Genomic DNA, 13,118 nt, shown 5'->3' on the forward strand with positions numbered 1-13,118 from the left:
GATATCCGGAGAGCGCGACGAAGCGAAAGAGAGAAGCGGCGGCCCTGGAAGGGTCGCCGCGGAGAAGGTCAGGCCGGTGGGGCTGGATTAGAGCCAGCCGCGTTCCTGGTAATAGCGCTCGGCGCCCGGATGCAGGGGCGCGGAAAGCCCGTCGGAAACCATTGCCTGCTCGTTCAGATTGGCCAGGGCAGGGTGCAGGGACTTGAAGGTGTCGAAATTCTCGAACACCGAGCTCACCAGCGCATAGACGGCGTCATCGGGGGTGTCCGCCGAAACCGCCAGCGCGGCCAGGACGCCGAAAGTGGCGGTGTCCTCGTCGTTATTTGCATAGGTGCCGCCCGGAATGGTGACATTGGCGTAATAGGGATATTCGGCGACGAGGCCGTCGATATAGTCGCCCTGGAGCGGAATGAGCTGCGCACCGCAGGTGGTGGTGGGGTCGGCGATATTGGCCGAGGGATGGCCGACGCCATAGATGAACGCATCGATCTGGTTGTCGCACAGGGCCGGGCCGTGCTCATCGGGGCGCAGTTCGGAGGTGAGCGCGAAATCGTCGCGCGACATGCCGGCCGCATCCAGGATGATGTCCATGGAGGTCTGCGTGCCGGAGCCCGGCGCACCGATATTGACGCGCTTGCCAGCCAGGTCCTCGAAGCTCTCGATGCCGGCATCGGCGCGGGCGACGAGGGTGAAGGGCTCGGGGTGGAGCGAGAAGACCGAGCGCATGCCGTCCCACGGACCCTGATCGGCAAAGGCGACTTCGCCGTTGACGGCGTGGAACATCACGTCGGTCTGGGTGACGCCGAAATCGAGCTCGCCCTGGCGGATGGCATTGAGATTGTACACCGAGGCGGCCGTCGATTCGACGGAGCAACGGAAGCCGTGCTCGGCCCGGGTCTCGTTCATCAGACGGCAGATCGCGCCGCCGGCGGCATAATAAACGCCGGTTACGCCGCCTGTGCCGATAGTAATGAATTGCTGCTGTGCAATCGAAGGAACCGCGCTACCCATAAGAGCGGCGGCGGCGATGGCGGAGACAATGAACGGCTTCGTCATGGGAAATTTTTTCCTTCCTGATGGTGGGCTAAGTTCAGCCTTCTGTATTGGACCTCCGGGGTCACTGATTTAATAGAACAGGGAATCTCCCCCTGCCGCAAGCCGCGACCGCGCAAAGTTGACAGAGTTCGAGCAATTTCGTGCTGAAACGGCGGATGCGACGCAATTTTTGCCTATGGAATTAACGCAATGGATATCATCGTAATCGGCGCGGGCGTGGTTGGCGTCAGCACCGCCTGGCGGCTCGCGCAGGACGGCCACAAGGTCCGCCTGATCGACAAAGCCGCCGATGTCGGCACCGGCGCGAGCTTTTCCAATGGCGCCCAGCTCAGCTATTCCTATGTCGCCCCGCTGGCCGATCCTTCGGTCTGGGCGCAATTGCCCAAGCTGCTCACCGATCCCGCTTCCCCGGTGCAGTTCCGGCCCGGATTCGATCTGTTCCAATATCGCTGGCTGATGCAGTTCCTGGCCGCCTGCACGCCCGAGCGGGCGCGGCGCACCATCGACGAACTCGGCGCGCTGGCCGAGAGCAGCAAGAAAATCCTGCACGAGAATGCGGCGCTGCGGGCGATCCCCTTTGAGTGGACGCAGACGGGCAAGCTCGTGGTCTATTCCGGCGAACAGAGCTTTGCCGCCGCCCGGCTCTATGCCGAGCAGCAGGCGCTGAGCGGCACCGACAAACGCGCGGTCTCCACCGAACAATGCCTGGAAATCGAGCCGGCCCTGGCCTCGATTGCCGAGCGGCTGGTAGGCGGGCTGTTCTCGCCCGGCGACGAAGCGGGGGATGCCTATCTCTTCACCCAGGGCATGGCGCGGCTGCTCGATGCCGATGCGCTGATGCTGCAGACCGAGGTGAAGGGGCTGGTCCGCGAGGGGCGGACGATCAAGGCCGTGCATACGGACAAGGGCATGCTGGAGGCGGACCTGGTCGTGCTGGCGGCGGGCGTGGATTCGCGGCGCCTGGGCCGGAGCGTGGGGCTCGACCTGCCCATCTATCCGCTCAAGGGCTATAGCGCCACGGCGCCCGTCGCGGTGCCGGCGGCGGCGCCATCGGTGAGCATTACCGACGCCAAGCGCAAGGTCGTCTATGCGCGGCTCGGATCGACGCTGCGGCTGGCCGGCGCCGCGGACCTGGTGGGGCACAATCTCGACATCGACCAGGCGCGTGTCGGCCAATTGCTGGCGGATGCGCGCCACGATTTTCCCGACGCGGCGGATTGGGCCCAGTCCCGGCTCTGGGCCGGCCAGCGCCCGGCAACGCCCACGGGGCGGCCGATACTGGGCCGCAGCGGGGTCGCGGACAATCTGCTGCTCAATGTCGGCCATGGCGCGCTGGGCTTCACGCTCGCCCTCGGCTCGGCCGACCGCATCGCCCGGGACGTGGCGGGGCGCGCCGGCGCCTAGCGGCACGCTAACTCGTTTCCCCATCGGCGTGGCCGGAGGCGTCTTGACGCTCGCCAGATATATCGATATTCGTCGATATATGGAACAGATAGAAGCCCTCGATATCTTCGGCGCCCTTTCCCAGCCCACGCGGCTGGAGACCTTTCGCCTGCTGATGCAGCATGAGCCGGAAGGCCTGCCGGCGGGCGAAATCGCCAGCCAATTGGGCGTGCCGCAGAATACGATGTCCTCGCATCTGGCGATCCTGGCCCGCGCCGGGTTGATAGAGGCCGAGCGGCAGAGCCGGTCGATCGTCTACCGGGCCCTGGTCGACCGGGTGCGCGAGATCACGAGCTTCCTGATCCATGATTGTTGCGGAGGGCGTCCGGAATTGTGCGCGCCTCTGGTTGCCGAACTGACCCCCTGTTGCGCTCCCAAGGAAACGAGCCATGTCTGATCGCGTCTATAATGTCCTGTTCCTGTGCACCGGCAATTCCGCCCGTTCCATTCTCGGGGAGGCGCTGCTCAACCATGTCGGTGGCGGCCGGTTCCGGGGCTTTTCCGCCGGTTCCACGCCCAAGGGCGCGGTGCATCCCCTGACCCTCGAAACCCTGGGCAAGGCGGGCATCGCCACCGAGGGGCTGCGCTCGAAAACCTGGGACGAGTTCGCGACGCCCGGGGCGCCGAAAATGGATTTCGTGTTCACTGTCTGCGACAATGCCGCCGGCGAGGCCTGCCCCCTATGGCCTGGGCAGCCCATGACGGCCCATTGGGGCATTGCGGATCCTGCGGCGGTCGATGGCCCCGATTTCAAGAAGGAAGCCGCCTTCGAGGACGCCCTGGGCTATTTGCGCAATCGCATCGCCGTGTTCATGAGTCTGCCGCTGGAGACGATCGATCGGATGGCGCTGACCTCCAGGCTGAAGGGCATTGGCGCAATGGACGGCACGACCGGTTCGAGCACCGGCGCCGCCTGATGTCCGTCTTCGAACGTTACCTGACCCTGTGGGTCGCCCTCTGCATCGTGGTGGGCGTCGCGGCCGGCCATTTCCTGCCCTCCCTGTTCGCCGGATTGGCCGGGCTCGAATATGCCCGGGTCAACCTGCCGATGGCGGTGCTGATCTGGCTGATGATCATTCCGATGCTGGTGCGCATCGATTTCATGGCGCTCCGCCAGGTGGGGACCTATTGGCGCGGCATCGGCGTCACCCTGTTCATCAACTGGGCGATCAAGCCGTTTTCCATGGCCTTGCTGGGATGGCTGTTCATCGGCTGGCTGTTCCGCCCGTTGCTGCCGGAAACCCAGATCGAAAGCTATATTGCCGGCCTCATCATCCTGGCCGCGGCGCCGTGCACGGCCATGGTCTTCATCTGGTCGAACCTGACCCGGGGCGAGCCGCATTTCACCCTGTCCCAGGTGGCGCTCAACGACGCCATCATGGTGATTGCCTTCGCGCCCATCGTCGGTCTCCTGCTCGGATTGTCCGCCATCACCGTGCCATGGGACACGCTGCTGCTGTCGGTGGGATTATATATCGTGGTGCCGGTTATCGCCGCGCAGCTCTACCGGCGCTGGCTGCTCGCCAATGGCGGCATCGACCGGATGAACAAGGTGCTGGCCGTGCTGCAGCCGGTCTCGATCGGCGCCCTGCTGCTGACGCTGATCATGCTGTTCGGCTTTCAGGGCGAGCAGATCATCGCCCAGCCCAATGTCATCCTGCTGCTGGCGGTGCCGATCCTGATCCAGGTCTATTTCAATTCAGGACTGGCCTATCTGCTCAACCGGGCTTCCGGCGAACAGCATTGCGTCGCCGGTCCCTCGGCGCTGATCGGCGCCTCCAATTTCTTCGAGCTGGCCGTGGCCGCCGCCATCAGCCTTTTCGGCTTCAATTCCGGTGCGGCCCTGGCGACGGTGGTCGGCGTGCTGGTCGAGGTGCCGGTCATGCTGTCGGTGGTCTGGATCGTGAACCGCAGCAAGGGCTGGTATGAAGCCGGCGCCGCCGTGCGCCGCGCGGCCGGCGACCTGCGCTAGTAGATGCGCATCTGCATGCGCATGACGATGTCCTGGCCCAGGCGCTGGAAGCCGAATTCGCGCATGGTGCAATGCCAGCCCGAGCCGGCCTTTTCGATGCGGAAGAGATTGTAGCGGGCTGGATCGTCCAGGGTGCCGCCCTGGGCGGCGCTGGCGGCGGCGACGCCGATGACCGGGACTTCGTGATCCTTGCCGGGAATATGGTGGATCGAGGAGCGATGGGTGTGGCCGTGCAGGATCAGCTCGGCGCCGTGCTCGGCGATGACCTGGCGGAAGACGCGGTGGCCCTTGAGCCCGAAGGAGGGGTGCTGCAATTCGGCATTGGGCGGATGGTGGATCAGCACGGTGCGGAAATAGCCGGCATCGCCGAGCAGTTTCAGAATGCGGCCCAGGCGCGCCGCCTGCTTTTCCTCGAAGCGTCCGATGGCCAGGAAGGGCGGGGTCGGCACGGCGCTGGAGCAGGAAATGATCGCCAGGTCGCCCACGCGGCGGACGAAGGGAAAGGCCTGGCCTTCCAGCGTCTCACCCCTGAGGTAATCGCCCCAGGCGCTCTGCGCGCCTTCGAGCGCGCCGGGCACATAGGCATCGTGATTGCCGGGGCAGACGGCGACATTGTCGCTGCCGCCCAGGCTTTGCAGCCAATTGCCGGCGCGTTCGATTTCGGCGGGCAGGGCCAGATTGGTCAGGTCGCCGGTGACGGCGGTGAAATCGGCCTTCTGCCCCTGCATGTGCTGGACCAGACGCACCAGCGTCTCGCTGTTGAGCTCGCCATGGCGCTTGAGCTTCCAGTTGAGGAAGCCGGTCAGGCGCTTGCCGAACAGATCGCGCAGGCCGATCGAGGGCAGCGGGGACAGGTGAATGTCGGAAATATGGGCGAGGGTGATCATCGCGGCGGTTTTGCCAGAAGGAAAAGGCCAAGAAAACGGTCAATCGTGCATGGACATGATTTTGTCGCGCACAAAGCTCTGATAGCGGTGGCGGTCAACAGGGAGCCAAGCCGATGATGAATCGTTTCCAGCGCGTCCGGGCCAAGGTGTTTCTCACGCTCAAGGGGTTGTGGCTCCGCATGACCGTGGGGGCGCGGGTGATGATGGTGGACGGCGACAAGGTGCTGCTCATCCGCCACCGGCACATTCCCGGCTGGCAATTTCCCGGCGGCGGGGTGAGCCCGGGCGAGACCGTGGAGGAAGCGGGCGCCCGCGAGGCGCTGGAGGAAACCGGCTATCGCCCGGTGGGGCCGATGCAGCTTTTCGCGATCTATCACAATTCCAGCAGCGTCACGAACCGCGACCATGTCGCCTTCTTCATCTGCACGAATTTCGAAAAGGAATTCGATCATGCGGGCAGTTTCGAGATCGCCGAAATCGGTTGGTTCGACCGCCATGCCCTGCCCAGCGGGGTCACGCCGGCCACCAGCCAGAGGATCGACGAATATTTCGATGGCCTCGAGAAGCGGACGATCTGGGGCTATTGAGGGCCTTTTGCCCCTCCCTTTGGGGGAGAGGTCGGCGCGCAGCGCCGGGTGAGGGGGCCTTCCACTCGCTCATTGCTTGCCGAAAGGCCCTCTCACCCCGCCCCTCTCCCCCAAGGGGAGAGGGGCGCAGGAGCCGAAGCGGCCAATCAATCCAGAAACGGCAATTCCGGGCCGATGGGGACGATGCGGTGCGGGTTGATGGTGGTGTGGCTCCAGTAATAATGGGTGCGGATATGGTCGAGATCGACCGTTTCCTTGACCCCCGGAACCTCGTAGAGCGCCTTGAGATAGTGCGAGAGGTTGGGATAGTCGGCGATGCGCTTGCGGTTGCACTTGAAGTGGCCGACATAGACGGCGTCGAAGCGCACCAGGGTGGTGAAGAGCCGCCAATCGGCCTCGGTGATGCTCTCGCCCGTGAGATAGGCGTTTTCGCCCAACAGGCCCTCGACCCAGTCCAGCGCCGCGAACAGCTTTGAGACCGCCTCGTCATAGGCTTCCTGGGTGGTGGCGAAGCCGGCCTTGTAGACCCCGTTATTGATGTCGTCATAGACGCGCGCATTGATGGCGTCGATCGCCTCGCGCTGGTCCTGCGGGTAATAATCCTCGCCATTGCCGGTCAATTCGTCGAAGGCCGAATTGAACATCCGGATGATTTCGCTGCTCTCGTTGGAGACAATGGTGCCGGTCTTTTTGTCCCACAGCACCGGCACGGTGACGCGGCCGGTATAATGGGGATCGGCCTCGGTATAGACCTGCCAGAGATAATCCTTGCCGAAGAGGGCGTCGCCGGTCGAGCCTTCCGCCTTCTTGAAGCTCCAGCCGGTCTCGTCCGGCATTTTCGGGGACACCACGGAGACCGAGATGAGGTCTTCGAGGTTCTTGAGCTTGCGGAAGATCAGGGTGCGGTGCGCCCAGGGACAGGCCAGCGACACATAGAGGTGATAACGGCCCGGTTCGGCGGCGAAACCGCCGGTGCCGGAAGGGCCGGGCGCGCCGTCCGGGGTGATCCAGTTGCGATAGCCGGCCTGGCTGCGCACGAATTTGCCGCCGGTCTTGCTGGTGTCATACCATTGGGTGGACCATTTGCCGTCGATCAATTGTCCCATGTCGGACCCCTTTCGGTCATCTTGCTGTCGGCTTCGGGGAGTGAAATCCCGGCGAGCCGCAACGGTTGCGGTGCTGGCTTCCTACCTAAGGGCGGGACCGGGATGCGAAAAGGCCGTTCTGGAGTAACAGTGCGTTATGCATTTGGGGCACAGCAACGGCGCGTCGGAGGAATTCAGCGGCATGAGTCCCATATTCCCATTTACGGCCGGCCATGCCGGTGCTAATGCGGATTCAGACGTGGAGGCGTCCAGGATGGTGAAGGTTTTGCGAGTGAACCGACGACCCTAGGCGGTCGTTTCGAGCGGAAGGCCCGAGGGCTGACCGCAATTGTTCTGCACACCTTTTCCGGATTGCCCAGATGACCACGCTCGTTGCGGCCGAGGCCGCGTCCACCCCGCTTGCCGGCCAACCCTATGTGCGGCCCGCCACCCCCGCCGACGACGCCTTTGTCGAGGAATTGCAAGCCATCGCCTTCGGCCCCGGCCGGTTTGCACGCACGGCCTTCCGGGTGCGGGAGCGCTTTCCCATCGATCCGAGCCTGAGCCTCATCGCCGAAGTCGACGGCACGCCCTGCGGCTCGGTGTGGATGACGCCGATCAGCGTGGGCAGGCGCAAGGGCTATCTGTTGGGGCCGCTGGCCACCCATCCCAATTTCCGCAAGCGCGGCGCGGGCAAGCTGCTGGCGCGCGAAGTCAGCCAGCGGGCGCTGGCGCGCGGGGAGGGCAGTTTCGTGCTTTTGGTGGGCGACCAGGATTATTATTGTCCTTTGGGCTGGGACATCACCACGCCGGGCAATATCCAGTTTCCCGGGCCGGTCGACCCGACGCGGGTGCTGCTGCTCTCCGAGGACAAGAGCCTGGCCAAATCGCTCAAGGGCACGATTGCGGCGTTCTAGCTTTTCGCTTGGCCAAGCTCGATGCGGCACCCTCCCCTTGACGGGGAGGGCTGGGGAGGGGTGCTCCCGCGCTCGGAAATCGGGCTCCCCGCACCCCCTCCCATCCTCCCCCGTCAAGGGGGGGCCGGGCCGGTGGCTCTGGGGATGAGTACTCACTCGACGCCGTCGGGCATCGAAAAACGGGTGTCACGACGCGCGCCGTGTCATAGACTTGGCGCGTCCTTGTTTTCGAGTGCCCTTTTGACCATCGATACCGACATCATCGAGATTCTGGCGGCGCGGCTCCTGCGGGAGCCGCCCGCCCTGACACCGGCCGAGGAGCTGGTGCCGGACTGGAACCCGCTGACGCCGTTCTCGCGGCCGCCCGTGCCGGCGGCGGTGCTGATCGCGCTGGTGCGGCGGCCGGAGGGGCATACCGTGCTCTATACCGAGCGCTCGCCGGACCTGCGGGCGCATTCGGGGCAGGTGGCCTTTCCCGGCGGCAAGGTGGACCGAACCGATGCGGATGCCGCGGCGGCCGCCCTGCGCGAGGCCAATGAAGAAGTGGGCATGGCGCCGGGCGATGCCAGCGTCCTGGGCTATATGCCGACCTATTATACGGGAACCAATTACCTGATCACGCCGGTGGTGGCCGAAATCGATCCCAGCGGGCCCTTCGTGCCCAATCCGGGCGAGGTGCACTCGGTCTTCGAGGTGCCGCTGTCGCGCATTCTCGATGCCAGGACCTATGGCCGCTACCGCATCAGCCGGGGCGGCAAGGAGCATTCGACCTGGCAGATCGACCATGACGGGCATGTTATCTGGGGGATCACCGCCAATCTGACGCGGAAATTCCGCGATCTGGCGCTGGGCGAGGTGACCGCATGATCCCCGACCGGCTGGACGGCGCCGAATGGCTGGAGCGGCCGGAGGTGCAGGCGATTTTCGCGGCCCTGGACGGGGCGGCGGGGCGGACGCGGGCCGTGGGCGGCATTGTCCGCGACAGCCTGGTCGGGCGGGTCCGCGACAGAAGCGATATCGACATGGCCACCGAATTGCTGCCGGTGGCGGTGATGCAGAAGGCGCGGGCGGCGGGAATCGCTGCCTATCCCACCGGCATCGACCATGGCACGGTGACGCTGCGGCTGGGAGAAACCAGTGTCGAGGTCACCACTTTGCGCCGCGACGTGACGACCGATGGCCGCCATGCCGAGGTGGCGTTCGGCACCGATTGGGTGGAAGACGCGCAGCGGCGCGATTTCACCCTCAATGCGCTGTATTGCGGCGCCGATGGCCGGCTGTTCGATCCGCTGGGCGGGGCCGGCGATCTGATCAATGGGCGGGTGCGGTTCATCGGCGATGCCGGAAAGCGGATCGCCGAGGACGGATTGCGCGTCTATCGCTTCTTCCGGTTTTCCGCCAGCCATGGCGACCAGCATCTCGATCCCGATGGGCTCGCCGCCTGCCGCGACGCGGTGGGCCGGCTCGGCCATTTGTCGCGCGAGCGGGTGGGAGGCGAAATGCTGCGCATGCTGGCACTGCCCAAGATTGCTCTGACCATCGGCGCGATGACCGCTATCCGGCTGGTGGCGCTTGACGAAGCGGCCCTGCAGGCGCTGCGGCGCTACGAGCAGCTCGGCGGGCAAGGCGCTGCGGCGCGGCTGGCGCTGTTGTTTCCAGAGGGGCTGGAGGCGGTCCAGGCCGATTGGCGCCTGTCCAATGCGGTGATCGAGCAGGCGGCGCGGATCGCCGAGGCGGCGCGGCTGTTCGCCGACGGGCAGACCAATTGGGCGGCCTACCGGTTTGCCGAGGATGCCGTGGAAGGGCTGGCGGTGGCCGCGGCGCGGGCCGATTGGCCCCGCGAATTGCTGGCCGAGACGGCGCGCGACCTGGGCCGCCTGCCGGTGGCGCCCCTGCCGGTCAGCGGCAAGGACCTGGTGGCCCGCGGCATGCAGCCGGGCCCGGAATTGGGCGCGATCCTGCAGCAATTGGAAAGAAAATGGGTCGAGAGCGGTTTCACCCTCGACCCGGAAAGCCTGCTAGGGACGGTGCAGGCTTTGGACTAGTATCGGGTCTGGTCGCCGGCGGCGCCTTTCAGCACAGGTCGTCACCCTCGGGCTTCACCCGAGGGCTCTTGCGATGCCGAAAACGCCCTCGGGTCAAGCCCGAGGGTGACGAGCGGTGGAGAGGGTGACGAGCGGTGGAAGCGGCGGATAGGTTGCACCGGCTCTTTCACGTTTGGCCCGAAACGAGCCATCCGCAGGGCCTCGGGGGGACGTCTGCCGGTCCTTCCGGGCAAAGATAAAACGAACTAGTGCCGGGTCTTCCCGGCATCGTCGACATCGACGATACGCTCCTTGATGCGCTCGATCATTTCGGGGCGCACTTCGGTTTCGCCGTTGATATTCTTCATGTTTTCCACGGCGCGGCGAACCACTTCCGCTTCCGTTTCCGCCTGGGCGTGCCAGGTGGAGCCGGGGATAAGCGTGCCCGAATCAAAGCGTTTCATGGCCGAACCTCCTTGAATTCATCCGCATTGGTGCATCGGCATGAACGTGCCGGCGCGGCCGGGGTTCCCTATTCGTCGGGGAAGATGCCGATATCGGACAGGCCTTCGAGCCAGGTGGCGCCATCGCGGCGGATGACCTGGCGCGGCAGGATGCCGGTCTCCGCGGTGATGGCATCGGCCAGGATGGTGGAATGGGTCACCACCCAGACCTGGCTGCGCTCGGCGGCGCGGGCGATGGCGCGGGCCAGCGCCGGCAGCAGGTCGGGATGCAGGGAGGCTTCGGGCTCGTTGAGCGCGATGAAGGGCGGTGGGCGATAGGCCAGGAGGGCGCCGAGCAGCGCCAGGAATTGCAGCGTGCCGTCCGACAATTCTTCGGCGCCGAAGCTGCGCCGGGGCAGGTCGGGGAAGACCATGGCGAAGGCGGCATTGCGGCCCGGCGGCGGCACTTCGAGCCGGGCGCCGGGAAAGGCCTGGTCGATGGCCGCGTCGAGATCGACGCTGTCGCCCCGGATATGGCGGAGCGTGGCGAAGACGGCGCCGAGATTGCCGCCATCGGCATCCAGCATGGGGGCGGTCACCGCCAGAGCGGGCCGTCGCAGCGGCGAATCCCGGTCGGTGCGGAAGCCATGATAGAAGCGCCAGGCGCCCAGGAGATGGCGGATGGCGTCCAGCTCGGGCAGGGTGCCGCGCAGGGCCGAAAGGGCGGTTTCGCTCGCCAGCAGGGGCTGGTCGAGCGGGCGCATGCGTCCGGCCTCGTCGCGATAGTGGGCGGCGGGGCCCTTGCGCTCGAGCAGGGTCACCGCGCGCCGTCCGGGCAGGACGAGGCTTTCCGCCTTGATCTGCGGTTCTTCGGCAAAGACCGCCTGATATTTGGAATCACCGAACCCCACCTCCACCGCATAGCGCGGCAGGAAGGCGGCTTCGTCATCATTGGGCAGGATGGTGTCGAGCCCCACTTCGAAGCGTAGGCGCGGCGCCTCGTTGACGCGGCGCGGTCCCGCCCACATGGCCGAGGCCAGGCCGCCCTCGCGCGCCAGCGCCAGGGTGAGTTCGCCCGTCGCCGCGGCGCGCACCATTTCCAGCGCCCGGTAGAGATTGGTCTTGCCCACGCCATTGCCGCCGACCAGGACGGTCAGCCGCCGCAGGGGAAAGCGGATGGACTTGATCGAGCGGTAGCCCGTAATATCGAGATCGGCCAGGGACATGCGCTCTGCCTGTCTGAAGGGCGCCGGCCGGCGCAATGATTGAATTATGACAAAACGCAGAGCGATGTCACCCTGGGACCGGATCTGGCCGCGCATGGGCCTGCGGCGCTACTTCATCTATCTGCAAAAGCGGGTGCTGCGCATGTCCGGCAGCCCCCATGCCGTGGCCGCCGGTGTCGCGGCGGGAGCGGCGGTGGCCATGCTGCCGCTGTTCGGCCTGCATTTCCTGCTCGGCCTGGTCCTGGCCTTCCTCACGCGCGGAAGCCTGCTGGCGGCGGCCATCGGCGCGCTCTGGGGCAATCCGCTCACCTTCCCGCTCTTCGTCGCCGCCGGCTATGGGCTGGGAGACTGGATGCGCGGCGGTGGCGGCATGAGCCCGGGCGAGGCGGAAATCGTGCATGAGGTGGCCGGAAAGCTGCCGCATGGGCTGATCTCATCCGAATTCGAGGCCATCTGGCCCACTTTCAGCACCACGCTGATCGGCTCGCTCCCGCTGGCGGTCATGACCTATCTCATCGCCTATGTCCTGGTCCGCTGGCTGGTCGGGCGTTTCCGCGCCGCCCGCGCCGCGCGGCTGGCGCGGAAATAGACCTCAGGGCCATTTCACCGCCGGCGGCATGGAGGAGAGGATCGAGTTCACATTGCCACCCGTCTTCAGGCCGAACGTGGTGCCGCGATCGTAGAGCAGGTTGAATTCGACATAGCGGCCGCGGCGGATCAATTGTTCCTCGCGCTCGGCGTCGGTCCAGCTCTTTTCGAAGTTGCGGCGGACCAGCTTGGGATAGATGTCGAGAAAGGCCTCACCCACCGCCCGGGTGAAGGCGAAATCGGCGTCCCAGTCGCCGGAATTGAAGTGGTCGTAGAAGATGCCGCCGGTGCCGCGCGGCTCGTTGCGGTGCGGCAGGAAGAAATATTCGTCGCACCAGGTCTTGAAGCGTTCATAATCGACCCCCTGGCGTCCCGCGCAGGCGGCCTTCATGGCGGCGTGGAAGTCCAGCGTGTCCGGATCGTCCTGATTGCGGCGATTGTCGAGCACCGGCGTCAGGTCGGCGCCGCCGCCCCACCATTGCTTGCCGGTGACGATCATGCGCGTGTTCATGTGCACGGCCGGCACATGCGGGTTCCAGGGATGGGCGATGAGCGAGATCCCCGAGCTCCAGAATGCGGTGCCGGCCTCGGTGCCGGGCATCTGGCGCGCGAAATCCTCGCTGAAATGGCCGTGCACGGTGGAGATATGGACGCCGGCCTTCTCGAAGACCCGGCCATGCAGCATGCCCATCTCGCCACCGCCGCCGCCGGCGCGATCCCAGGGCGTGCGCTCGAAAATGCCCGGCGCCCTGTCGGCATGGGGGCCGGCGACCTCGCGTTCGATGGTCTCGAATTCGGCATGGATGCGGTCGCGCAGGGTGCGGAACCAGGCGCTGGCGGTGGATTTCTTGGTGTCGATATCGGCTGGCAGGGTCATGGCGGGGGGAATG

Annotated in this window: 15 protein-coding genes; 9 read left to right on the top strand and 6 right to left on the bottom strand. The window is 65.7% G+C overall.

Annotation, left to right across the window (positions count from 1 at the left end):
- Positions 1-87 precede the first annotated feature (87 nt).
- Positions 88-1,056, bottom strand: coding sequence for a TAXI family TRAP transporter solute-binding subunit (locus tag A3840_RS07745; protein WP_067454376.1), 969 nt, complete (start codon positions 1,054-1,056; stop codon positions 88-90).
- Between the two features lie 189 nt (positions 1,057-1,245).
- On the opposite strand from A3840_RS07745, the gene A3840_RS07750 reads away from it, so the two are divergent.
- The 4 genes from A3840_RS07750 to arsB all read left to right on the top strand — a co-directional run bounded on the left by A3840_RS07750 (position 1,246) and on the right by arsB (position 4,471).
- Entirely contained in the window at positions 1,246-2,460 is a 1,215-nt protein-coding gene (locus tag A3840_RS07750) for a D-amino acid dehydrogenase (protein ID WP_067454379.1), read from the top strand.
- Between the two features lie 79 nt (positions 2,461-2,539).
- A complete protein-coding gene (locus A3840_RS07755; RefSeq protein ID WP_067454382.1) occupies positions 2,540-2,896 on the top strand; it encodes an ArsR/SmtB family transcription factor in 357 nt (118 codons plus the stop codon).
- On the top strand, positions 2,889-3,416 hold the full coding sequence (locus A3840_RS07760; RefSeq protein ID WP_067454385.1) for an arsenate reductase ArsC: 528 nt from the start codon (positions 2,889-2,891) through the stop codon (positions 3,414-3,416). Before A3840_RS07755 ends, A3840_RS07760 begins: the two co-directional genes overlap by 8 nt.
- Positions 3,416-4,471, top strand: a complete 1,056-nt coding sequence (gene arsB, locus A3840_RS07765; protein ID WP_067454388.1) for an ACR3 family arsenite efflux transporter — start codon at positions 3,416-3,418, stop codon at positions 4,469-4,471. Before A3840_RS07760 ends, arsB begins: the two co-directional genes overlap by 1 nt.
- Here the strand turns inward: arsB and A3840_RS07770 are convergent.
- The gene (locus A3840_RS07770) at positions 4,468-5,358 is read right to left on the bottom strand and encodes a metallophosphoesterase family protein (protein WP_067454390.1); all 891 of its coding nucleotides are present in this window, start codon (positions 5,356-5,358) and stop codon (positions 4,468-4,470) included. The genes arsB and A3840_RS07770 overlap by 4 nt on opposite strands.
- 113 nt (positions 5,359-5,471) lie before the next feature.
- Here A3840_RS07770 and A3840_RS07775 point away from each other — a divergent pair, with 113 nt between their 5' ends.
- A complete protein-coding gene (locus tag A3840_RS07775) occupies positions 5,472-5,945 on the top strand; it encodes an NUDIX domain-containing protein (RefSeq protein WP_082903728.1) in 474 nt (157 codons plus the stop codon).
- A 146-nt stretch (positions 5,946-6,091) separates the two neighbouring features.
- On the opposite strand, the gene A3840_RS07780 is transcribed toward A3840_RS07775, so the two are convergent.
- Entirely contained in the window at positions 6,092-7,051 is a 960-nt protein-coding gene (locus A3840_RS07780; protein ID WP_067454392.1) for a glutathione S-transferase family protein, read from the bottom strand.
- Between the two features lie 359 nt (positions 7,052-7,410).
- On the opposite strand from A3840_RS07780, the gene A3840_RS07785 reads away from it, so the two are divergent.
- The 3 genes from A3840_RS07785 to A3840_RS07795 all read left to right on the top strand — a co-directional run bounded on the left by A3840_RS07785 (position 7,411) and on the right by A3840_RS07795 (position 9,992).
- On the top strand, positions 7,411-7,947 hold the full coding sequence (locus tag A3840_RS07785) for a GNAT family N-acetyltransferase (RefSeq protein WP_067454393.1): 537 nt from the start codon (positions 7,411-7,413) through the stop codon (positions 7,945-7,947).
- A 240-nt stretch (positions 7,948-8,187) separates the two neighbouring features.
- Entirely contained in the window at positions 8,188-8,814 is a 627-nt protein-coding gene (locus A3840_RS07790; protein WP_067454394.1) for a CoA pyrophosphatase, read from the top strand.
- Positions 8,811-9,992 carry a CCA tRNA nucleotidyltransferase gene (locus A3840_RS07795; protein ID WP_067454397.1) on the top strand — a complete coding sequence of 394 codons (1,182 nt, stop codon included), beginning with the start codon at positions 8,811-8,813 and terminating at the stop codon, positions 9,990-9,992. Before A3840_RS07790 ends, A3840_RS07795 begins: the two co-directional genes overlap by 4 nt.
- 245 nt (positions 9,993-10,237) lie before the next feature.
- On the opposite strand, the gene A3840_RS07800 is transcribed toward A3840_RS07795, so the two are convergent.
- Both A3840_RS07800 and A3840_RS07805 read right to left on the bottom strand, forming a co-directional pair.
- Positions 10,238-10,435 (bottom strand): DUF1059 domain-containing protein, encoded by a 198-nt coding sequence (locus tag A3840_RS07800; protein WP_067454401.1) that lies wholly within the window; start codon positions 10,433-10,435, stop codon positions 10,238-10,240.
- Positions 10,436-10,503: 68 nt separating this feature from the next.
- Positions 10,504-11,640 (bottom strand): AAA family ATPase, encoded by a 1,137-nt coding sequence (locus A3840_RS07805; protein WP_067454403.1) that lies wholly within the window; start codon positions 11,638-11,640, stop codon positions 10,504-10,506.
- Positions 11,641-11,686: 46 nt separating this feature from the next.
- On the opposite strand from A3840_RS07805, the gene A3840_RS07810 reads away from it, so the two are divergent.
- Positions 11,687-12,229, top strand: coding sequence for a DUF2062 domain-containing protein (locus tag A3840_RS07810; RefSeq protein WP_067454408.1), 543 nt, complete (start codon positions 11,687-11,689; stop codon positions 12,227-12,229).
- A 3-nt stretch (positions 12,230-12,232) separates the two neighbouring features.
- Here A3840_RS07810 and hemF read toward each other — a convergent pair whose 3' ends face one another.
- On the bottom strand, positions 12,233-13,105 hold the full coding sequence (hemF, locus tag A3840_RS19275) for an oxygen-dependent coproporphyrinogen oxidase (protein ID WP_067454410.1): 873 nt from the start codon (positions 13,103-13,105) through the stop codon (positions 12,233-12,235).
- Positions 13,106-13,118: the final 13 nt, after the last annotated feature.

Origin of the sequence: Devosia elaeis, assembly GCF_001650025.1 — a bacterium.
Lineage (GTDB): Bacteria > Pseudomonadota > Alphaproteobacteria > Rhizobiales > Devosiaceae > Devosia > Devosia elaeis.